At 62.9% G+C, this 21540-nt stretch carries 19 protein-coding genes and 1 tRNA gene; 9 read left to right on the top strand and 11 right to left on the bottom strand.

What is annotated here, in order from left to right; all coding sequences use genetic code 11:
• Window positions 1-24: 24 nt before the first annotated feature.
• Window positions 25-1224 (bottom strand): glutamine-hydrolyzing carbamoyl-phosphate synthase small subunit, encoded by a 1200-nt coding sequence (carA, locus tag ACK8CP_RS07050; RefSeq protein WP_234627748.1) that lies wholly within the window; start codon window positions 1222-1224, stop codon window positions 25-27.
• A gap of 237 nt (window positions 1225-1461) precedes the next feature.
• On the opposite strand from carA, the gene ACK8CP_RS07045 reads away from it, so the two are divergent.
• From ACK8CP_RS07045 to rpoD, 4 genes are all read left to right on the top strand, one after another.
• Window positions 1462-1926, top strand: a complete 465-nt coding sequence (locus ACK8CP_RS07045; protein WP_128293839.1) for a GatB/YqeY domain-containing protein — start codon at window positions 1462-1464, stop codon at window positions 1924-1926.
• Window positions 1927-2086: 160 nt separating this feature from the next.
• Entirely contained in the window at window positions 2087-2821 is a 735-nt protein-coding gene (locus ACK8CP_RS07040; RefSeq protein WP_234627750.1) for a DUF4396 domain-containing protein, read from the top strand.
• A 103-nt stretch (window positions 2822-2924) separates the two neighbouring features.
• Entirely contained in the window at window positions 2925-4883 is a 1959-nt protein-coding gene (dnaG, locus tag ACK8CP_RS07035) for a DNA primase (protein WP_414833785.1), read from the top strand.
• A gap of 165 nt (window positions 4884-5048) precedes the next feature.
• On the top strand, window positions 5049-7040 hold the full coding sequence (gene rpoD, locus ACK8CP_RS07030) for an RNA polymerase sigma factor RpoD (RefSeq protein ID WP_414833784.1): 1992 nt from the start codon (window positions 5049-5051) through the stop codon (window positions 7038-7040).
• Between the two features lie 90 nt (window positions 7041-7130).
• Here the strand turns inward: rpoD and ACK8CP_RS07025 are convergent, their stop codons facing one another.
• Window positions 7131-7850 (bottom strand): SIMPL domain-containing protein, encoded by a 720-nt coding sequence (locus ACK8CP_RS07025; protein ID WP_414833783.1) that lies wholly within the window; start codon window positions 7848-7850, stop codon window positions 7131-7133.
• Between the two features lie 125 nt (window positions 7851-7975).
• Between ACK8CP_RS07025 and ACK8CP_RS07020 the strand changes: the two genes are divergently transcribed.
• The 4 genes from ACK8CP_RS07020 to ACK8CP_RS07005 all read left to right on the top strand — a co-directional run bounded on the left by ACK8CP_RS07020 (window position 7976) and on the right by ACK8CP_RS07005 (window position 11153).
• Window positions 7976-8052: transfer RNA gene (locus tag ACK8CP_RS07020), tRNA-Ile, on the top strand.
• Between the two features lie 235 nt (window positions 8053-8287).
• A complete protein-coding gene (locus ACK8CP_RS07015; RefSeq protein ID WP_414833782.1) occupies window positions 8288-9289 on the top strand; it encodes a DctP family TRAP transporter solute-binding subunit in 1002 nt (333 codons plus the stop codon).
• Between the two features lie 63 nt (window positions 9290-9352).
• The gene (locus ACK8CP_RS07010) at window positions 9353-9838 is read left to right on the top strand and encodes a TRAP transporter small permease (protein WP_234627755.1); all 486 of its coding nucleotides are present in this window, start codon (window positions 9353-9355) and stop codon (window positions 9836-9838) included.
• On the top strand, window positions 9831-11153 hold the full coding sequence (locus ACK8CP_RS07005; RefSeq protein ID WP_414833781.1) for a TRAP transporter large permease: 1323 nt from the start codon (window positions 9831-9833) through the stop codon (window positions 11151-11153). The genes ACK8CP_RS07010 and ACK8CP_RS07005 overlap by 8 nt, the downstream gene beginning before the upstream one ends.
• A gap of 39 nt (window positions 11154-11192) precedes the next feature.
• Here ACK8CP_RS07005 and ACK8CP_RS07000 read toward each other — a convergent pair whose 3' ends face one another.
• The 6 genes from ACK8CP_RS07000 to ACK8CP_RS06975 form a co-directional block, all read right to left on the bottom strand.
• Complete coding sequence (locus tag ACK8CP_RS07000; protein WP_414833780.1) at window positions 11193-12326, bottom strand: alpha/beta fold hydrolase; 1134 nt, start codon at window positions 12324-12326, stop codon at window positions 11193-11195.
• A gap of 146 nt (window positions 12327-12472) precedes the next feature.
• On the bottom strand, window positions 12473-14011 hold the full coding sequence (locus ACK8CP_RS06995; protein ID WP_414833779.1) for a tripartite tricarboxylate transporter permease: 1539 nt from the start codon (window positions 14009-14011) through the stop codon (window positions 12473-12475).
• A 19-nt stretch (window positions 14012-14030) separates the two neighbouring features.
• Window positions 14031-14462, bottom strand: coding sequence for a tripartite tricarboxylate transporter TctB family protein (locus tag ACK8CP_RS06990; protein ID WP_092815077.1), 432 nt, complete (start codon window positions 14460-14462; stop codon window positions 14031-14033).
• A gap of 58 nt (window positions 14463-14520) precedes the next feature.
• Entirely contained in the window at window positions 14521-15516 is a 996-nt protein-coding gene (locus ACK8CP_RS06985) for a Bug family tripartite tricarboxylate transporter substrate binding protein (RefSeq protein WP_370642291.1), read from the bottom strand.
• Window positions 15513-16358, bottom strand: coding sequence for a citryl-CoA lyase (locus tag ACK8CP_RS06980; RefSeq protein ID WP_414833778.1), 846 nt, complete (start codon window positions 16356-16358; stop codon window positions 15513-15515). The genes ACK8CP_RS06985 and ACK8CP_RS06980 overlap by 4 nt, the downstream gene beginning before the upstream one ends.
• Window positions 16355-17548 carry a CaiB/BaiF CoA transferase family protein gene (locus ACK8CP_RS06975; RefSeq protein ID WP_261212115.1) on the bottom strand — a complete coding sequence of 398 codons (1194 nt, stop codon included), beginning with the start codon at window positions 17546-17548 and terminating at the stop codon, window positions 16355-16357. The genes ACK8CP_RS06980 and ACK8CP_RS06975 overlap by 4 nt, the downstream gene beginning before the upstream one ends.
• Before the next feature lie 164 nt (window positions 17549-17712).
• On the opposite strand from ACK8CP_RS06975, the gene ACK8CP_RS06970 reads away from it, so the two are divergent.
• Window positions 17713-18426 (top strand): IclR family transcriptional regulator, encoded by a 714-nt coding sequence (locus tag ACK8CP_RS06970; protein WP_414833777.1) that lies wholly within the window; start codon window positions 17713-17715, stop codon window positions 18424-18426.
• Between the two features lie 5 nt (window positions 18427-18431).
• On the opposite strand, the gene ACK8CP_RS06965 is transcribed toward ACK8CP_RS06970, so the two are convergent.
• From ACK8CP_RS06965 to ACK8CP_RS06955, 3 genes are read right to left on the bottom strand one after another with little or no spacing between them, the layout of a single operon-like run.
• Entirely contained in the window at window positions 18432-19505 is a 1074-nt protein-coding gene (locus tag ACK8CP_RS06965) for an AbrB family transcriptional regulator (protein ID WP_414833776.1), read from the bottom strand.
• Window positions 19502-21031: a tripartite tricarboxylate transporter permease gene (locus tag ACK8CP_RS06960; RefSeq protein WP_261212112.1), complete on the bottom strand. Its 1530-nt coding sequence runs from the start codon at window positions 21029-21031 to the stop codon at window positions 19502-19504. The genes ACK8CP_RS06965 and ACK8CP_RS06960 overlap by 4 nt, the downstream gene beginning before the upstream one ends.
• Window positions 21028-21480: a tripartite tricarboxylate transporter TctB family protein gene (locus tag ACK8CP_RS06955; RefSeq protein WP_414833775.1), complete on the bottom strand. Its 453-nt coding sequence runs from the start codon at window positions 21478-21480 to the stop codon at window positions 21028-21030. The genes ACK8CP_RS06960 and ACK8CP_RS06955 overlap by 4 nt, the downstream gene beginning before the upstream one ends.
• Between the last annotated feature and the right edge of the window lie 60 nt (window positions 21481-21540).

Genomic DNA, 21540 nt, shown 5'->3' with positions numbered 1-21540 from the left:
GCCGGTCTGCCGGATGCCGGCGGTTTAAGCCGGCGTTTTGTCCGTGCGGGCTTTGCGGTTCTCGCGAACGAGATTCATAAAGCGCTGGAAGAGATAGTGGCTGTCCTGGGGGCCAGGCGAGGCTTCCGGGTGGTATTGCACCGAAAAGACCGGCTTGCCCTTCAGGCGCAGGCCGGCATTGGAGCCGTCGAACAGCGAGACATGCGTCTCTTCCACCTCGGGCGGCAGGCTGTCGCGATCGATCGCGAAGCCATGGTTCATCGAGACGATTTCCACCTTGCCCGTGGTCTTCTCCTTGACCGGATGATTGGCGCCGTGATGGCCCTGATGCATCTTGGCCGTCTTCCCGCCGAGCGCGAGGCCCATCATCTGATGGCCGAGGCAGATGCCGAATGTCGGTGTCCCGCTGTCGATGACGCTGCGAATCGCCGGAACCGCGTAGGTCCCCGTCGCAGCCGGATCGCCCGGACCGTTGGAGAGGAAAACGCCGTCCGGATTGAGGGACAGAATATCCTCCGCCGTTGCCGTCGCCGGTAGAACGGTGACCTTGCAGCCCTCTTCGGTGAGGAGGCGCAGTATGTTCCGCTTGATGCCGTAATCCACGACCACGACGTGGCACTCGCCGTCCTCGCGATGTCCATAGCCTTGGCCGGGCTTCCAGCTCGTTTCGTTCCAGTCGTAGCGCTGGCCCGAGGTGACGCCCGGCACGAGATCCTGCCCGTCCATCTTCGGCATCGCGGCCGCTTCCGCTTTCAGCGCCTCGTAATCGAAATTGCCGTTGGGATCGTGGACGATGACGGCATTCGCCATGCCGTTTTCGCGGATGCGATTGGTGAGGGCACGGGTGTCGACGTCCGCAATGCCGGGGATGCCGCGAGCCTTCAGCCACGCATCGAGGTTTTTCGCCGCACGCCAGTTGGACGGAGCCGTGATCGGTGCCCGCAAGACGCAGCCGGCGACACCGGAATTGCGTGCCATGTTCACCGTCTCTACGTCTTCGTCGTTCGTGCCCACATTGCCGATATGCGGGAAGGTGAATGTGATGATCTGTCCCGCATAGGAGGGATCGGTCAAAATCTCTTGATAACCGGTCATCGCGGTATTGAAGCAGACTTCGCCGGAAGACTTGCCCGTTGCTCCCAATCCTTCGCCTTCGATGATGGTGCCGTCGGCGAGGACGAGGCAGGCGGTGGGTTTGCTTTCGGGCCAGGAAGTGGCGGTCATGAACGGATCCGACGGTCAGCATGAACAGGTGGAGCTTGCGCTCTCTTGCGTCCCCGCTGCGAGTGTCTATATCGACGGCCTCTATGGCGCGCTGGGGCAGCGCGCGATACGTAGTGGGCGGATCATGTCGCGTCAACGCGAGGATGGTTGAGACCCACATGAGACCCACAGCCGACCGCCGAGACTTCACTTCTCATTTTATCTGAGGCGTCTGACGACGCATCGAAGGGGTGACCCATGGTTGATCGAATCCGCGATCAGATCAGCGAAGGCCTGAAAGAGGCCATGAAGAAACAGGACCGCGTGCGCATGACGACGCTGCGGTTGATCAATGCGGCCATCAAGGACCGCGATATCGAGGCGAGGACGAAAGGCAAGGACGGCGTCTCCAACGACGAGATCATGTCGATCTTGACCAAGATGATCCGCCAGCGTGAGGAATCCTCCAAGATCTACGAGGAGAACGCCCGCCTCGACCTCGCCGAGCAGGAACGCAAGGAGATCGAGGTCATCCGTTCGTTTCTGCCGCGGCAGATGGATGACGACGAGCTCAAGAGCGCCTGCCGGGACGTGGTCGGCGATGTGGGCGCTCAGGGCCTTCGCGACATGGGCAAATGCATGGGCACGCTCAAGGAACGCTATTCCGGGCGCATGGACTTTGCCCGGGCGAGCTCCGTCGTAAAGGACATTCTGAGCTCCTGAGAGGACCCGTGAGAACCTTCACGCGCCGATCTTGGCGCGTGAAGCCCTCGCCCTCGAAACGGGCCTGACGCGCCAGGGATGCGCGGCTTCCCGGCGGAACTCGTCCGCCAATCGGTTGTTGGAAAACCCGATACTCCAGCAACACGATTGGGATGTGACAATGGTTCCAGCCTGGCTCCATATTCTTGCAATTGCGTCTTTGCTTCTCGGTTTCGTCTGCGCTCTCGTCATCGCCGTCGATGAGAGCCGCCATCCGCAGCATATGTGGATCATGAACATCGTCTGGCCGGCGCTCGCCCTCTTTGCCTCGCTCATCGCACTCTGGGCCTATTTCACCTATGGGCGCCTCGCGACGCATGAGAAGATGCATGCGGCGATGCAGGCGAACGAAACACCGCCGAGCCAGCGCCTGACGCCATTTCCCGTGATGGTCGGCAAGGGCACCAGCCATTGTGGATCCGGTTGCACCCTTGGCGACATCTGCGCCGAGTGGATCGCCTTTCTGTTTCCGACCGTCGCCGTCTGGCTCGGCTGGCAGACGATCTTTTCGGAGAAGATCTTCGCCGTCTGGATCCTCGATTATATCCTCGCCTTCGGCTTCGGCGTGGCCTTCCAGTATTTCACCATCAAGCCGATGCGGAACCTCTCTCCGGTGCAGGGGCTCATCCAGGCCGTCAAAGCCGATGCGCTCTCGCTCACTGCCTGGCAGGTCGGCATGTACGGATTCATGGCTATCGCCCATTTCTACATCTTCGCGCATGTCCTCGGCGTGAAGCTCGAAGTGACGAGCGTCGAGTTCTGGTTCATGATGCAGATCGCGATGATCTTCGGCTTCATGACCGCTTATCCCGTGAATTGGTGGCTGATCCGCGCCGGCATCAAGGAGAAGATGTAGGCCTGAAGCCGCGGTGCCGGCGCAAACTGTGAGTAGCGGGGAGGGCGCGGCGCTCATGCCATTTGTTCTGCCGCGTTTCCCGCCGCTGTGCTAAGAGGGCAGGATGCGTTTCCCGCCATCCTTTCTTGACGCGATCCGAAGCCGGATCCCGATCTCCGACGTCGTCGGTCGGCGCGTGTCATGGGACAAGCGCAAATCGCTGCCATCTCGCGGCGATTACTGGGCGTGCTGTCCGTTTCACGGCGAGAAGACGCCGTCCTTCCACGCCGACAATCGTCGGGGTCGCTATCATTGTTTCGGCTGCGGCGTGTCTGGCGACCATTTCACCTTTCTGGTCGAGCTCGACGGGATGACGTTTCCGGAGGCGGTCGAGCAGCTCGCAGGCGAGGCCGGACTGAAGCTGCCCGATCCCGACCCGCGGGAAGAGGCGCGTCAGGCCCGCCGCATGGGCCTCGTCGAGGTGATGGAGAAGGCGGCTGCCTTTTTTGAACGGAATCTCGCCGGAAAAGATGGCGCCAGGGCGCGCGCTTATCTGCGCGATCGCGGCCTCGGACAGGACATCCAAAACCGCTTCCGCCTCGGCTTTGCGCCGTCCTCTCGCAATGCGCTGAAAAATCACCTCGCAGAGGTCGGGGTGAAGCCGGAGGAGATGGCGGAGGCCGGCCTCGTCATTGCCGGCAACGACATTCCGGTGAGCTACGACCGCTTCCGCGATCGCATCATCTTCCCGATCCTCGATTTCCGGGGCCGTGTCATCGCTTTTGGCGGACGGGCCCTGTCGCCGGACGCGCAGGCCAAGTACCTGAACTCGCCGGAGACGCCGCTCTTTTCCAAGAGCCGCGTTCTCTTCAACGGCAAGATGGCGCGGGCCGCGAGCGCCAAGGGGCAGAAGGTGATTGCCGTCGAAGGCTATATCGACGTGATGGCGCTGGTGGCGGCGGGCTTCGAAGCCGCAGTTGCCCCGCTCGGCACGGCTTTGACGGAAGAACAACTGCAGCTTCTCTGGCAAATGGCCGAAGAGCCGATCCTGTGCTTCGATGGCGACCAGGCCGGCATCAAGGCGGCCGCGCGGGCGATCGATCTTGCCTTGCCGCATCTGAAGCCCGGACGCAGCCTGCTGTTTGCGCTCCTGCCGGAAGGGCAGGACCCGGACGATCTCATCCGGGCTTCGGGATCGGATGCTTTCGCTTCTCTTCTCGATCAGGCGAACCCTCTTGCGGACATGCTCTGGCGCCGGGAGATGGAGCGCGGGCCGCTCGATACGCCGGAGCGTCTCGCCGGCGCAGAGAAAGCGCTCAAAGACGCGGTGGCGCAGATCGGCGATGCCGATGTCCGCCGCAACTACGAGCAGCTCTATCGCGACCGTCTGTTTGAGCGCCGTCGCAGCCGCGGCGGAGGGGCGAAGCAGGGCCGCACGCCCCGCCAGAATTTTGGTGGAGGACGACGCCAAGGCGCCGGCCGGGGCGGTCGCTTCATGCCGCCCGAGGCGTTGGGTGAAGCCTCGACCAGCCTTCTGTCGACGGCGCTTGTGCGTGGCGGGGGGCGGACAGGGGCAGCGATCGGCCTTTCCGACGCCATCCTGGTCGGCACCTTTCTGGCTCATCCGCAGCTCGCCGAAGAGAGGCTCGAAATGCTCGGCCGCATTCCTTTCACGGATGCGGCACTTTCTGAGCTTGCCGGCACCATCGCTTTGGCTTTGTCCGAAGAGCCCGAACTGAGCGCGGGCGCACTCCTTGACCGCCTGAAGACAAAAGGGCATTCGGCGGTGGTGGAGACAATCGGCCGCAAGCTTGCCACTTCAGGCCTTGCCGATCTGGGGCCGGGCGGAGATTCTCTCAAAGCCGCAGCCATTTGGGACGATGCGGCCCTCTTGCGTCTGCGCACCACAACTCTATCTAACGAGCGCCGGGAGGCAGCACGTGATCTTGCTAACGAGACGATTGAGGCCAGTTTAACCCGGTTGAAGGATATACAAGAGGAAGATCTGCGGCTCCGCCATCGTGCCTTTGAAGACGAGCAGACGGAAACCGTTCTCCTTCATCCCTTCAAGGCTCGCCGTTGAGGCGGGCAAAGTTTGTTCGAGCGGTCGAGCGTTCGAGAAAAACAAATTGCCGATAAAGCGGGCCATGGTTAAGTGGCGCTTTACGGTGCAGCCCTTAGTTTGGAACGCAACCTCGACAGCGATAGCACGGGCGATTGACCATCGCACCGCTGAGACGACGGATCAATGACGACAGCGAACCAGCCCCAGACGACCGAAACCAAGGACGAGACGCGCGACGGCCAGCACAGCGACGGCCCGCTTCTTGATCTCTCAGATGCCGCTGTAAAGCGCATGATCAAGGAGGCGAAGAAGCGCGGCTATGTCACGGTCGATCAGCTCAACTCCGTCCTTCCCTCGGAGGAGGTGACCTCCGAGCAGATCGAGGACACCATGTCGATGCTTTCCGATATGGGCATCAACGTGGTGGAAGCCGACGAGGCGGAAGAGAACGAGCCGCAGGCGGAAGAAGAGGATGAATCGGAGGGCCGCGATCTCGTGGAGGCCGGTTCGACCGCCGTCACGAAGAAGACGACCAAGCGCGAGCCGTCCGATCGCACCGACGATCCCGTGCGCATGTATCTGCGCGAGATGGGGGCGGTCGAGCTCCTGTCGCGCGAGGGCGAGATCGCCATCGCCAAGCGCATCGAGGCCGGCCGCGAGGCGATGATCGCAGGGCTTTGCGAAAGCCCGCTCACCTTCCAGGCCATCATCATCTGGCGCGACGAGATCAACAACGGCGATACGCTGCTGCGCGACATCATCGATCTCGAAGCGACCTATGCCGGGCCCGATGCCAAGGCGCCGGATCCCGCGCAGGGCCAGGCCGCAGGCGGGGCGGAAGCCGAGGCCGGGGAAGCCACCGAAGGCGGTGAGGAGAGCGACGAGGACGAGGACGATTACGAGAATAATCTGTCGCTCGCCGCCATGGAGGCGGAGATCAAGCCGCAGGTGCTCGCGACCTTCGATACCATCGCCGACAATTACAAGCGCCTCAGAAAACTGCACGACACGCTTGTCGAAAACGACATGCAGAGCCGGGCGCTGACCCCGCCGCAGGAGCGCCGTTACAAGAAGCTGCGTGACGAGATCGTCGCCGAGGTGAAGTCGCTGTCCTTGAATCAGGGCCGCATCGATGCCCTGGTCGAGCAGCTCTACGACATCAACAAGCGTCTCGTGTCTCTCGACACCAGGCTGATGCGCCTCGCCGAGGGCTATGGCGTCGACCGCATGGAATTCCTGTCGCACTACCGCGGCAACGAGCACGACCCGCACTGGATTCGCCGCGTGGCGCGTCTGACCTCGCCGGGCTGGCGCGATTTCGTTGCCAACGGCAAGGACCAGATCCACGGCATTCGTACGGAAATTCAGGAACTTGCGGCGAGCACCGGACTCGAAATCTCAGAGTACCGCAACATCGTCCACAAGGTGCAGAAGGGCGAGCGCGAAGCCCGGCAGGCGAAGAAGGAGATGGTGGAGGCGAACCTCCGGCTCGTTATCTCGATCGCCAAAAAATACACGAACCGCGGCCTGCAATTCCTTGATCTGATTCAGGAAGGCAATATCGGCCTGATGAAGGCGGTCGATAAGTTCGAGTACCGCCGCGGCTACAAGTTCTCCACCTATGCGACCTGGTGGATCCGCCAGGCGATCACCCGCTCGATCGCCGATCAGGCACGCACGATCCGCATCCCGGTCCATATGATCGAGACGATCAACAAGATCGTTCGCACCTCGCGCCAGATGCTGCACGAGATCGGCCGCGAGCCGACCCCGGAGGAGCTGGCCGAGAAGCTGCAGATGCCGCTCGAAAAGGTCAGGAAAGTCCTGAAGATCGCCAAGGAGCCGATCAGCCTCGAAACGCCGATCGGCGACGAGGAGGATTCCCATCTCGGCGACTTCATCGAGGACAAGAACGCCATTCTGCCGATCGACGCGGCGATCCAGTCGAACCTGCGCGAGACGACGACGCGCGTTCTCGCCTCGCTGACCGCCCGCGAGGAACGCGTTCTCCGCATGCGCTTCGGCATCGGCATGAACACCGACCACACGCTCGAGGAGGTCGGCCAGCAGTTTTCGGTGACCCGCGAACGTATCCGCCAGATCGAGGCGAAAGCGCTCCGCAAGCTGAAGCATCCGAGCCGGAGTAGGAAGCTCCGTAGCTTCCTGGATAGCTGAGCCTCCAAGGCCAGAGACAACAAAAAAGCCCGGCCATCGTGCCGGGCTTTTTCGTTGCAGTCGCTCTCGTTGAGATCTCGGAAGAGCTGGTTACTCCTCGATCCCCCAGACCATGTTGACCTGGACCTCGACGGAGACTTCGCCGCCTTCCAGCGGCACCGCTGCCTCGTCCATTTGCGCGCGCGCCATCGCCATCATCTTCGGCTGCGGGCGGCCATAGCTCTGTTCGGAGATCGACTGGATGGGCCCGAGGGTGATTCCGGCCGCCTCGGCGAGCTGTTCGGCGCGGGCACGCGCGTCCTCGACCGCTTTTTTGCGGGCCTCTTCTTCGAGTGGCTTCGGGTCGTCGATGGTGAACGACAGATTCTGGATGCGGTTGGAGCCGAGCTCCACGACCTTGTCGAGCGTCGAGCCGGCGCTTTCAAGATCGCGGATGCGAACCGTGAGGAGGTTGTCGACGCGGTAGCCGACGATCTTGCGCTCGGAAGCCTGGCCCGGGCGCGGCTGCTCGTAGACCGGCTGGATGGAGAAGCCTGAGGTCTGCAGGTCGCGGTCGGCGATGCCCTGGTCCTTTAGCGCCTGCGTGACCTTCGTCATCGCCTCTGAATTGGCGCGAAGCGCCTCCTGCGCGCTCTTCGCCTGTTCCGACACGCCGAGCGTGACGACGGCCATGTCTGGCGTTCCGAATGCCTCGCCGTTGCCGGAGACGTTGATTTGCGGGCGGTCTGGCCCATCCTGTGCGAGCGCCGGTGCTGCGAATGCGGCGAGCGAGAGGGCGAGGGCCGGGGCGATAAGGCGTCTGGTCGGCATGTCGGTTCTCCGGGGTGCGTGAATCGGTGGCCCGTGCGAATGCCTGCCGAATGCGGCTCTTTTTGGGGCTGTTGTGTCGCGCCGGCTTGCCCGGTGCCGGGCAATCGCGTACCTGACGCCTGTCTGGGTCCGTAGCTCAATTGGTTAGAGCCGGCGGCTCATAACCGCTTGGTTGCAGGTTCGAGTCCTGCCGGACCCACCACACCCTTTTCCCCACATCATGTCGGACGAATTCTGAAGCGCGCCTGCCACCCAGGTCGCGCGGGGAGCGACGTTCGCCTCGTCTTGGCCTTTCGTGCACCGGGTGAGGCGTTTACGGCATTGCGTGGCGCTCGCTCATCCGTATTGTGCGCGGCCTCAGATGGATTTTTCGATCACCAAAGAGCGCTTTGCCGAAAAATCGTTCGTGTTGGTGAGGCGAAAACGGGAGGAAGAAAATGAAAATTTCGCAAATTGGCGCGATTGCGCTGTTTTCCGCCACGCTTGCCGCGATGGCGGGGCCGGCTTCGGCCGAAACCTATCGTTTGTCGCAAAATACCAGCAACACGACGACCTGGCAGAAGGGCGCCGAGAAGTTCAACGAGCTTCTGGGTGAGGCGACCGACGGCAAGATGGACGTCCGTATCTTCCCGAATGCGCAGCTCGCCGGCGGCGACCAGATGAAGCAGACGGAGATGGTGAGCCGTGGCTCCATCGACTTCATGCTGACCTCCGCGATCAACGTCACGCCGCTTGTGCCGGAGCTTGCGGTCTTCTCGTTGCCGTACCTCTATTCGGACTATGACGCGGTCGACGCCACGACGAGCGGCGAGCCAGGGCAGAAGATCGAAGAGATCTTGAAAGAGCACGGCATCATCGCTCTCGCCTGGGGCGAGAACGGCTTCCGCGAAGTGACCAACAATGTCCGCCCGATCAAGACGCCGGAGGACATGCAGGGCCTCAAGATGCGCGTCTCGGGTCCGATGTACATCGACGTGATGCAGGCGCTCGGCGCCAACCCGCAGCAGATGCAATGGTCGGAGACGTTTCCGGCTCTGCAGCAGGGCGTGGTCGACGGCCAGGAAAACCCGATCGGCGCCGTCATCATCCCGCAGCGCGTCTACGAGGTGCAGAAATACCTGACCACCTGGCACTATTCCTACGACCCGCTTTTCCTCGGCGTCAGCGAGAAGCTGTGGGATTCGTGGGATGATGAGACGAAGACCACGGTGAAGAAGGCCGCCGAAGAGGCGATGGAATACCAGAAGGAAATCAGCCGTGAAGGCACGGCCAAGGGCGTCGAATTCCTGCGCGAACAGGGAATGGACGTCTATGAGCCGAATGCCGAAGAGATCGATGCTTTCCGCAAGGCGACCAAGCCGGCCTTCGACACATGGTCGAAGAAGGTGGGCGAGGATCTCGTGAAGAGCTTCCAGGACACCATCGCTCAGTCGAACTGAGGCATCGCTCATGCAGGCGGGGTGTCTGTGCCCGCCTGCACGTTCAGCCTTTGAGGAGGTTTCGTGTCGTTCCTGTTGCGCGAAGCGGAGAAGATCGTCTGCGCGGTGATCCTTCTTGCGATGACGGCCCTCGGCTTCGCCAATGTGGTCGTGCGCTATCTGACCAGCTATTCGCTCGCATCGACGGAAGAGCTCCTCACCAACGGCTTTCTGCTTTTGACGGTTTTCGGTGCGGCCATCGCCGCACGCAACGGCGAGCATCTTGCCGTGACCATCCTCTACGATGCCGTGCCGAGGCCGGTTCGGAGGGCGATCCTCGTCCTGTCGAGCGTCCTCTCCGTCGCTCTCCTCGCGATGTCGGCCTGGTTCACCTGGCAGCTTTTCGCGAACCAGTTCGAGAGTGGTGTGCGCTCCTACGCGCTGCAGATCCCGGCCTGGTACTACAGCGTGGCGCTGCCTTTCGGCTTCGCGCTCGTCATTATCCGCTACATTCAGCATGCCTTCGAGCGCTGGCGCGGTGACACGCATGAGGTCGTCGCCGATGTTTGACCTCGATGCCGGCACGCAGATGGTGATCCTGTTCTTCGTGCTGTTGTTCCTGCGCGTGCCAGTCGCGTTCGCCCTCGGGCTTTCTGCCGTCTATGCGATGTGGGCGATCGGCTTCGGTCTCGATATGGCGGGCGATCTCATCGCAAGCGGGATCGCCAAATTCTCCCTGCTGGCGATTCCGTTCTTCATCCTCGCCGGCACCTTGATGGGCTCCCTCGGCATAGCGGAGCGTATCATCGCCTTCTTCCGCGTTCTCGTCGGCGGCCTGCCGGGGGGCATGGGGCTTGTCGGAACCGTCGTCTGCCTCTTCTGGGGTGCGGTCTCGGGCTCCGGGCCGGCATCGGTTGCCGCAATTGGCCCGCTGATCGTGCGCGGCATGGCCGAGGATGGCTATCCGAGAGCTTTTGCGGCCGGCCTCGTCTGCGCCGGTGCGGGACTTTCCATCGTCATTCCACCCTCGATCGGTCTCGTCATCTACGGCGTCATTGCCGAAACCTCGATTTCGGACCTCTTCACGGCAGCGATCATCCCGGGCCTTGTCATGGGGCTCTTGATGCTCGTCGCTCTGCCTTTCGTGCCGAAAGTGGATGTGAACGAGATGCCGCCGAGCCTGGAGCGCCTGATGCCGCAGGCGTTTTCGGAACTCCCGTACGGCCAACGGCTGTGGCGCTCCTTCCTGCATTCCTTCTGGGGGTTGATGACACCGCTCGTCATTCTGGGTGGCATCTATTCCGGCATCTTCACGCCGACCGAAGCGGCGATCGTGGCGACTGTCTATGCGCTCTTCGTCGGCGGCCTCGTCTACCGCACCTTGAGCTTTGCGACGCTCTACGAGGCATTGTCCGCAGCTGCGGCATCCTCGGCCGTCGTCATGCTTGTGGTGGCCTATGCAAGCCTCTTCGGCTGGGTCGTGACGGTCGATGATCTCATCGGAAAATACTCGACCGTGCTTCTCGGGTTGAGCGACCAGCAATGGGTCATCCTCATCGTCATCATGCTCATCCTCCTGATTGCGGGGATGTTCATGGACGCGATCACCATCATGTTCATCACGCTGCCGATCTTCCTGCCGGTCATGCGTGAGCTCGGCTGGGATCCGGTCTGGTTCGGCGTCCTGGTGATGGTCAATCTGGCGATCGGGCTCTTCACGCCCCCCGTCGGCATCAATCTCTATCTAGCGGCCAATATGACGTCACTGCCTCTGGAAAAGATCGCGCGCGGCGCCGTGCCGTTTTTGATCACGAGTCTCATCGGCCTCATCCTCATCGCCGCCTTTCCGGGCCTGTCGAGCGTGCTCGTCGAGGTGTTGAAATAGGCGGCGGGGAGGTCCTGCCGTCCTGGCGAATGGGCGTGGTCAGGTGGCGGATGACCTGTCGGAGGCGCGAAGGATCCAACTCGCAATTTTCGGCCAGGTTTGCGAGAGCGTGCGCGCGCTCATGAAAAGCCCGATATGGCCGCCGGGCACCGTCTCCTTCACGATCGCGTCCTTGGGCGTTCCAAGGAGACGATCGGCCTCCAGCACCTGCTCCGGTGTGGTGATGTCGTCGGCGGCGCCGGCAAGGAGATAGACCGGGCAGCTGATATCGCTCAGCTTGAGCGGCCGCCCGAGCCCGACGAAGGTGCCCTTGGCGAAGCGGTTCTCCTTGAAAATCTCTTTGATCACCTGGAGATACCAACGTCCCGGCAGGTCGATCGGGTTTTCATACCAGCTCTCGAAGGTCTCGCGTTTGGCGAGATAGGCCGGGTCGTCGATGTGCTCGTAAAGCTCGATGTGCTCGTCGATGTAATGTTCGGCCGGATGCATGTTCTTCCAGCCGCGTAGCATGAAGCGGCCGAGCATCAGGCCGCCGCCGAGTTCCACGAGTTCGCGGTAGAAGGACAGGGGAGAGGCCTGCACCATGCGTTTGATGGGGCCGTCGCCGGCATCCGTGTCGATCGGCGCGCCTGCAAGAACGAGGCTGTTGACCTTCTCTGGAAAGCGCGCCGCGATCATGGCGGATGCCCATCCACCCTGGCAGAGCCCGACGAGATCGACGGAGCCGCCGAGATCGTCGATCGCAACGAGCAGCTCTTCCAGATAATTGTCGACCTCGAAGTCGCGCATGTCGGGGGTCGCCGAGGTCCAGTCCGTCAGGGCGACATGGGCGATGCCGCCGTCCAGCAGCGTTTGGACGAGGCTTTGGCCCTTGTGATAGTCGGCGATCATGGCGCTGTGCCCGGCATAGGGGGCGACGACGAGCGTCGGGCGCCCTTCTTCGCGTCCGTAATCGCGCAGATGCATGGTCCGAAGCGCGAGGCGGACCCGATTCTCCGTCGCAAGCTGCGGCCGCAGCTCGTGATGGATTTTGATTTCTTCCTCGATGAATTTAACGTTGCGGGCATAAAGCTCCGCTTCATCCTCGACGAGAGCGGAGGCCATGGCGACCGGCCAGAAGGCCGGCACGCTGGCGAGCTTGAACTCATGCGGTCGCGGCGTTCCTTGAGACATGACGGCGGCTTCCCCGTGACGAACTAAAGACGGGAGCGATTGTCCGCTCCCCGTCTTCAGGTGGCGTGTCGAAAAAGCCTGGGCAAGTCGCCGTCAGGCGGGGCAGGGCTGCGCGAAACGAGCCTCTGCCGCGCAGAAATCACCGATCAATCCGGATCGTCGCTTTCGCGCGAACGACCCTTGCCGACATTGGTGCGGAAGAACGAGCCGACGATAATCGGCAGGATGAAGCCGACGATCGCGAGCCCCCAGAGCGTGATCGACAGCCACGAATCGACGAGCGCCGACCAGTCGCCGTTGGAGATCGTCAGCTCGCGGCGGAGGTTGACCTCCATCTGCCCTCCGAGGAGGACGCCGAGGATCACCGGCACCAGCGGCACGTCGAGCTTGCGCAACAACCAGCCGCCGAGACCGAAGAGCACCATGACGACGAGATCGAAGGTCGAGCCGGAGATGCCATAGACGCCGACGAATGCGATCATCGCGACCGCCGGCATGAGGTATTTCGGCGGCACGAGGAGAACCCGCACGAACAGAGAGACGAGCGGGATGTTCATGATCAGCAGGATGATGTTGCCGATGAACAGCGCCGCGATCAGGCCCCACACGACGTCCGGATTGGACTGAAAGAGAAGCGGCCCCGGCGTGATGTTGAGGGCGAGCAGCATGGCGAGAAGCACGGCCGTCGTGCCCGAGCCCGGAACGCCGAGCGCCAGCATCGGCACGAGGGCGCCACCGGCGGCGGCGTTGTTGCCGGCTTCTGGCGCCGCAACGCCGCGAGGGTCGCCCTTGCCGAACGTGCCCTTGCGGTCGGAGACGCGCTTTTCGACCGAATAGGCGATGAACGAGCCGAGCGATGCACCGGCCCCGGGCAGGACGCCGGCGAGGAAGCCGAGAACGGTCGAGCGGCCCATCGTGCCAGCGGTCTTACGGAGCATCGAAAGCGGCGCGGTGACGCGGTTGACGAGCTTGCTCGCGCCCTCCGCATGAGCTTCTTCGCCGCGGTGTTCCAGGAAGATGAACACCTCAGAGACGGCGAACAGGCCGACGATCGCGACCAGAAAATCGATGCCGTCGTAAAGATGCACCTCGCCGAAAGCGAAGCGTGGCACGCCCGTCTGGGCATCGACGCCGATCATGGCGATGCCGACACCGAGGGCTGCGGAGAAGGCGGCCTTCGCCTGATTGCGGCTGGCGATCCCTCCGAGCGTGGCAAAGGCCAGTGTGAAGAGGGCGAAGTACTCCGCCGGGCCAAAGAGGAGGGCGACCTTGACGAGCTGTGGGGCGAGGAAGACGAGCCCCCAGGTCGCGAAGAACGAGCCGACGAAGGAGGCGATGCCGGAAAGTGCGAGCGCCTCGCCGGCCTTGCCCTGCTGGGCCATCGGATAGCCGTCGAGCGTCGTCATCAGCGCCGGCTCGTCACCCGGGATGTTGAGCAGGATCGACGAGATGCGCCCGCCATACATGGCGCCGTAATAGACGCTGGTCAGAAGGATCAGAGCCGGCGTTGCGGGCAGGCCGAGCGTGAAGGCGAGCGGAATGAGAATGGCGACGCCGTTCGAGGGCCCCAATCCTGGCAGAGCGCCGAAGATCGTGCCGAGAAAGCAGCCGAGGAGCGCCAGTAGCAGGTTCTGAAAGGTGAGAGCGACGGCAAAACCGTCGGCAAGGGAGGAGAGTGCGTCCATCGAAAAATCCTCCGCTTTCTCAAAAGCCCCAGGGGCCGCGCGCGAGCGACAAGCCGAGGACGAGGCCGAAAAGGACGTAGATGCCGACCGAGATGGTGGCACCTGCGATTGCCGCTTGCACAGGTCCCGCGCCGAGACGCCAGGACAGGAACATTGCGGTGATGGCGGTCGTGAGGACAAAGCCGCCGATCGGCAGCGCATAGGCGTAACCGAAGAGCACCGCGGCGGCGAACAGCACTTCCATCGTGCGCCCGAAGCTCGCCCATTGCGGTTCGGGATCGGGCTTGATGATGAAATAGATGGAGGAAAGTCCGAGAATGACGCCGATGATGATCGGAAACGTCTTGGGTCCGACCGGATCGGACATGAAGCTTTCCTGGATGAGCGTCGCCTGCCAGATATAGAAGGCGGCAAGCGCAACGCCGATCACGCCGAGTATCCGATCGCTCATAAGCTCTCCCCGTTATCGAGGAGGGCCGTGCCGAGGTCCGGCGCGGCCCTTCGCGATGTCACTTGATGATGCCGATTTCTTGAGAGAGCTCTTTGATCTCCGCGACGGATTCAGCCACGAATTTCTCGAAGTCTTCGCCTTGAAGATCCAGCGGGGCAAGGCCGTTGGAGGCCATGATCTTCTTCCATTCGTCGGATTTGTAGGTCTTGCCGATGGTTTCGACCCACCAATCATAGGCTTCGTCCGACATGCCGCCCGGGGCATAGAAGCCGCGCCAATTGGCGCCGACGGCATCGATGCCCTGTTCCTTGGCGGTCGGGAATTTCGAGAAATCGCCGGGCAGGCGTTCCGGAGCGAGGACGGCGAGGACTTTGATGTCGCCGGAATCGACGAAGCCCTTCGCTTCTGATGCGTCGCCGGAGAAGGCCTGAACGGAGCCGGCGAGAAGCTGGGTCACCGCTTCGCCGCCGCCCTCGAACGCGACGTATTTGATCTGACGCAGCTTATCGATGCCGGCGCGCTTGGCTGCGATCAGAACTTTCAGATGATCCCATCCGCCGACGGCCGAGCCGCCGGAGACGGCGATCGAGGAAGGATCGGCCTTGATGGCGTCGAACAGTTCGGGAAGCGTGTTGAACTTCGAATCCTTGGCAACCGCGATGATGCCGTAATCGGCGCCGACGGAGGCGAGCCAGCGGACCTGATCCATGTCGCCGCCGGGATAGGCGCCCTGGGCGAGGCGGCTCGAGGTTGCCGAGGAGGCTGCGACGATGAGGTTGTTGTCGTCATTGCGCTTGTTGACGACTTCGGCGAAGGCGACGCCGCCCGATCCGCCGGCAAGATTGGTGACCTTCATCGTACCCGGGATGAAGCCCAGATCCTGCATGGTCTTGCCGACCTGACGGCAGGTGAAGTCCCAGCCGCCGCCGGGATTGGCGGGGGCGATGCATTCGGTCGACGACGGCTCGAAGGCCGACGCCCGGTCGCTCAGCGTGGCCGTGGCGAAGGCCAGCGGCAGAGCAAGTACAAGCAAACGACGCAATGACATGGTCATGAATCCTCCCTGATTTGACCATTCTGACGCAGCTTCTGGCTGCGATAGGAAGCCGGCACTTCGCGCGGAGCCATTCCGTCGAAGGTCCAGCGATAGGCTGGTGGTGTCGGGCCCTTATTGCGGCCACCCTGACACATCTGCTCCCAGGCATGGGAGAGAATGCCGACGGAACGTGACAGGCAGAACAGCCCTCTGGCAAGGGGCGCTGGAAAGCCGAGCTCGGCGTAGATGACGGCGGTTGCCCCGTCGATGTTCATCGGGACGGGCTTGCTCTTCGCCTCCGTCAGCGTTTTTTCAATTGCACGACCGATCGTCGCAAAGCGTCCGGAAACGGTCCCGGCCGCGGCTGCCTCGTCGACAAGCCCAAGAAGGCGGGGCGCGCGGGGATCAACCGGCTTGTGAAAGCGGTGGCCGAAGCCGGGCACGAAACGGCTGCGTTCCGCCTGCCAGCGGTCCAGGATATCGGCCGTCTTTTCCGGCCCGCCGGCGTCGTCGATCATGTGGTAGAGTTCGACGGCCTGCTCGCCTGCGCCACCATGCACGTCGTCGAGGAAATTGACTGCGGACGCCATGGCGCCATTCAAGGGCAGGCCACAGGTGACGGCCATGCGAGCCGCCGCGATCGAAGGAGCCTGAGGCCCATGATCGACGGCCGCGACGAGCGCCGCCTCAAATAGGGCCGCCTCGTCATGGCCCGGCAGTTCGCCGCGGGTCATGAGCCAGATCATCTCGGGAAAACTCACCTGGCCGATGAGGTCCTGGACCGGGTAGCCGCGGAAACTGATCTTGCCTGGTTCCATCTCGATGATGGAGGTGCGCCACCAATCGGACACGTCGCTCATATCGCACCTTCCTTCTGAAGCGTCTCGATCTCGCTCGCCGGCAGGCCGAGAGCGCCATAGACTTCCTGGTTGTGCTCGCCGAGTTGCGGCGGCGGCGCGTCGACGCTCGGTGCCTCGCCACTCATCTTGATGCCGGTGCGGATGACGGTGATGTCGCGCCCGACGCCTGGAACGTTCTGGAAAGTCCCGAGCATTCCTCTTTCGGCGATCTGCGGATGCGCCAGGATGTCCGGGACACTCATCACGGCACCCGCCGGGACGCCGATCTCGTTCAATTCGCGCACCCAATCGCGTGCAGGGCGGCGTGTCAGTGCCGTTTCCAGCTCAGCCTTGAGACGAACGCGGTTCTCCTTGCGCTTCTCGCGGGTGGCGAAATCCGGATCCTGAAGCAGGTCCTCGCGTCCAAGATGGCGGGCAAGGAGTTGCCACTGCTCGTCTTTGTTGGCCGCGATGTTGAGAAGCCCGTCCTGCGCCTGAAACGAGCCGGAAGGGGCAGACGTCATGTTTTCGTTGCCCTTCGGCGAAGGCTCGACGCCGCCGATCAGATAATTCGAGACGACCCAGCCCATGGTGGCGATCGTCGCTTCGAGCATGGAAACATCGAGAAACGCGCCGCGCTCTTCGGCATTGAGGGCAGCGGCAATTGCAAAGGCTGCGGTCAATCCGCCGATCGTGTCTGCGATCGGGTAGCCGACGCGCAACGGGCCTGAATCATTGTCGCCGGTGATCGACATGACACCGGACGCGCCCTGGATGATCTGGTCGTAGGCGGGGCGTCCGATCCAGGGGCCGCTCTGCCCAAAGCCGGAGATGGCGCAGTAGATGAGCTGCGGGTTGACGTCCTTGAGCGCCTCATAGCCCACGCCCAGCCGCTCCATGACGCCGGGGCGAAAATTCTCGACGAGGACATCGGCGCTTTCCACCAGGCGGCGGAAAATGGCTTTGCCGCGCTCGTCCTTGAGGTTGACGGTGACGGACTTCTTGCCGGCGTTCTGCGCCAGAAAGGAGATGCCCATGTTGCGGGCATTGAGCTCGGGATCGGCCCCGAGCTGGCGCGCAAGGTCGCCTCGACCCGTTGCCTCGACCTTGATCACCTCCGCACCGAAATGCACGAGCTGATGGCAGCAGAATGGACCTGCGAGGACGTTCGTCAGGTCGAGAATGCGGATACCGGCGAGGGGCCGGAGCATGGCGTCTCCTTTTTGATCAGAGGGATAGCGGGACGTGCGGAATCAATTCCGCAAGTTGGGCCGATGTCCTCCGGATCGTTCTTCATTGTTCTTGCGTTCTGTCAGGCAGAACGTATATTCAACGTAGCAGAACGATTGTATAGCGGCAAGAGGGGAAGACAATCGTGGCAACGGTTGAGAACGGTGTTTCTGACGATGCGGGCCAGCGCGGCGTGGAAGCGGTCGAGCGCGCCTTCCGCATCCTGGCCTGCTTCGATGAGGGAGAGTTGACGCTCACGCTTGCGGAGCTTGCGCGCCGCACGGGCCTCTACAAGAGCACGATCCTGCGGCTCTGCGTGTCGCTGGAGCGTTACGGTTACATCGCGCGCCAGCCCGATGGGCGCTATCGGCTCGGCGCGACGGTGTGGCGGCTAGGGGCGCGGTACCGGCAGAATTTCACCGCTGCAGACCTCATCCGCCCGGAACTGCGTCGTCTGGCCGAGACGATCGGTGAGACGGCATCCTTCTATGTTCGCGACGGTGACAGCCGTGTCTGCCTTTATCGCCATGAGCCAGACCGCGCGATTCGTCACCACATCGTGGAAGGCGCGCGTATGCCGTTGACGGCGGGGGCGGCGTCCCACCTTCTCCTTGCCTGGACTGAGGAGGATTCTCGGTACCGGGAGATCCGGCGGGCGGGGCACGCGGTCTCTCTGGGCGAACGCGATTCCGACATCGCTGCGATCGCCGTCCCTGTCTTCAGTCCCGACGGCAATTTGCGCGGCGCGCTCGCCATCTCCGGGCTGATCACGCGCTTCGACGATGCCCGCCGCGAGACGGTGCTGCTGGCCTTGAAGGAAAGTGCGGAGCGGATCGGCCGCCAGAAGACGGCCTCCTGAGCGATTCAGTCAGGCTTGCCGTGTTTTGCGAGGTGTTTGAGCCCGAGCGGGATCAGCGCCACCATGATCGCGACGCGGACGAGATGATGACAGGCCACCATCGCCGGCGCGATGTGAAGGGCGACCGCGACCACCCCCATCTCCGGGGCTCCGCCGGGCAGGAACGAGAGAAGCAGCGGCGCCGCGTCGATTCCGGTGAGCTTCGAGGCGGCAAGGGCGGCGAGGAAAGTGCTGAAGGACAGCATCACGCCGATGATTGCCGACATCCAGCCGTCGCTCAAAATGTCTCGAAGCCGATAGCCGACGAAGCGGACACCGACATTCGCGCCGATAACGATCTGTGCGACGATCGAGATCTGCACCGGCACATGCGCCTCAACGACGCCGAGGCTGTGGACGAAGGCGGACAGGACGAGCGGGATCAGCAGGAGACCCGAAGGCACTTTCATCACCCGCCCGAGGAAATAGCCGGCAATCGCGCAGCCGAGAAGCAGCAGAAGATCGAGGGGCGACCCGTCGATTGGCGGCAGGCTGCCCGGGCGTGAGGCTCCGGCAAGATCGTAATCGCCGAGGAGGTGGATGAGGATCGGCATCGTCACCAGAAGGGCGACGAGCCGGGCGGAGTGGCAGAGCACGACCCGGCGGGGATCCGCCCCATAGGTTTCGGCAATGACGCTGACGACCGACAGACCGCCCGGCATGGCCGCCAGAAAGGCGGTTGCGGGCGTCATCTTCGCCCATGTCCGCAGAACCAGAAAGGCGAAGAAGAAGAACGCGATCGACAGCAAGATCATGATCACGAGGCTCGGCCACCAGCCGGGGATCGCCTTCACCGTTTCTGGGTCGAAGCCGGCCCCGAGCATCGTGCCGACGATCACCATGGCGTAGCCGCGCCAGGAACCCGGCAGGGCGAGCCGGACCCCGAAAAGCGACAGGAGGCCGGTTGCTGAAAAACTTCCGAGCACCCATGGCAGTGGGATCGACAGCGCCGTGAAGGTGAGGCCGCCGGTGAGGCCGGCGGCAAGAGTGGCAAGACCGATGAGAAGGGTTGATGCTCGGCCGGACGTCTTCTGGCTCAAGACGAGCCGGCGGCCGCTTCCTCCGCGCTTTGCCGGTTTTCACGATGGCGGCGCCACAGGGGCAGCACCACCGCGGAAAGCAGAAGCAGGACGAGGAACAGGATCGCGATCGGCCGCTCGGCGAGATAGGCGAGCGGGTTGCCGCCCGAGATCTGCAATGTGCGCACCATCTCACCCTCTGTCATGCGGCCAAGAAGCAGGCCGATGACCGTCGCTGCGACGGGATAGGAATGCCGGCGCATCATCCAGCCGAGCCCGGCAAAGACGGCGACCGTCACGGGACCAGCGATGGTGCCGGTGATACCGAACCCGCCCCAGGCACACAAGGCGAGAACGGAGGGTACGAGGTAGCTGAGCGGCACGCGCACCACCATGCCGAGCACGCGCAGCGACAGGATGCCGACGACCGCAAGCAGGATCACCTGGCCCATATTGCCGATGATGATGGAGTAGACGACGTCCCGGTTGTCTCTGATGAAGGACGGTCCGCCCACGAGATTGTGGAAAGAGAAGGCCGCGAGGAGCACGGCCGTTGCCGCACCGCCCGGCACGCCGAGTGCCAGAAGCGCCGTCATCGATCCGCCTTCGGAGGATGAGTTCGATGATTCGGCCGCGACGACGCCCTCAGGCTCGCCCTTGCCGAACTTTTCCGGATGATCGGAGCTGCGGCGCACTTCGCCATAGGCGACGAGATTTGCAACCGAGGAGCCGACGCCCGGCACCGCTCCGATCAGGGCGCCGATCAGGCTGCCGCGGATCAGCGTCTTCGGATAGCGAAACGTCTTGAGGAAGCCCTTGAGGAGTGCCGAGAGCGAAATCGTGCGCAGGCCCTTGGCGTCGACGAGGTAGGAATTGCCGCGCAACCGGAGAAGCTCCGAGGCGGCAAACATGCCGATCATCGCCGGGACCACCGGGATACCGTCGATGAGATAGGGATTGCCGATGGTCGTGCGCATCGTGCCGGTCGTCGACATGCCGATCTGGCTCAGAAGCAGACCGAGAAGGCCCGCATAAAGGCCCTTCGCCATGGTGCTGTCGTTGAGCGTGGCGATGAGGGTGAGCCCCCAGAACACCACCATCACCATTTCGAGCGGGCCGAGTTTCAAGACGACGACCGTCAGCGGTTCGATCAGGAGAAAGAGCAGGACATAGCCCACAAAAGCGCCGACGACGGAGGCGCCGAGGCCGAGGCCCAGCGCTTCGTTATGCCGGCCCTGACGAGCCATCGGATAGCCGTCGAAGGCGGTCGCGACGCTCGACGACGAACCGGGGATGTTCATCAAGATCGCCGTGACGCCGCCACCATAGGCGCCACCCGTGAAAATCGACGTCAGGAACAGCATCGCCTGAAGGAAATCCATGTTCCAGGTGAGCGGCAGGAAGACGGCCATCGCCATGGAGATCTGCAGGCCCGGAATGGCGCCGAAGACAAGCCCGATGAGAAGACCGGGCAGGACATAGAGCCAGGGGCCGAAACCGCCGAAAAGAAGGTCGAGCGACTGGGAAAGTGCAAGGCCGTCGATCATGAAAGGACCGCCAGGGGCATGGGGAAGGGAAAGAGCGAGCCGAAGCTCTCCACCAGGAGCGCTGTAAACACGGCCGCGTAGAGCGGCGGCGCCCAGAAGCGCTTTTCACCGCTCAGATGCACCCCGATCCACACGAAGAAGAACGTCGCGAGATCGAAGCCGACCTTGGTCAGCGCCACGCAGAAGACGCCGAAGCAGGCAAGCAGAACGACATCTCCGAGGGTCTCGCGGAGCGGTGTCCTTTCCAGGCCTTCCGGATCGTGGGGGCGCAGCAGGCTCTTGCCGAGGATGAGGGCGGCAAGCACGAGGAGCGCGATTCCGACCGGCACCACGACGATGAGATTGTAGAGCTTCGTCGATGCGGAAATGGCGCTCCAGTTGAGATAGATCGCGGTGATCGATCCGAGGATCAGGAAGACGAGATGAGTGGGCGCGATACGCAGCGGCATGATCTGCGACAGACCTCGGGAAAGATTTCGCCGGAAGGGTGGGAGGAGAGGGCAAAGGCC

The sequence above is a fragment of the Afifella sp. YEN Y35 genome (assembly GCF_047553465.1).
In the GTDB taxonomy this organism is placed as follows: Bacteria; Pseudomonadota; Alphaproteobacteria; order Rhizobiales; family Afifellaceae; genus Afifella; species Afifella aestuarii.
Note: the sequence above shows the minus strand (reverse complement) of the source record. Positions and strands in the feature narration are given on the sequence as shown.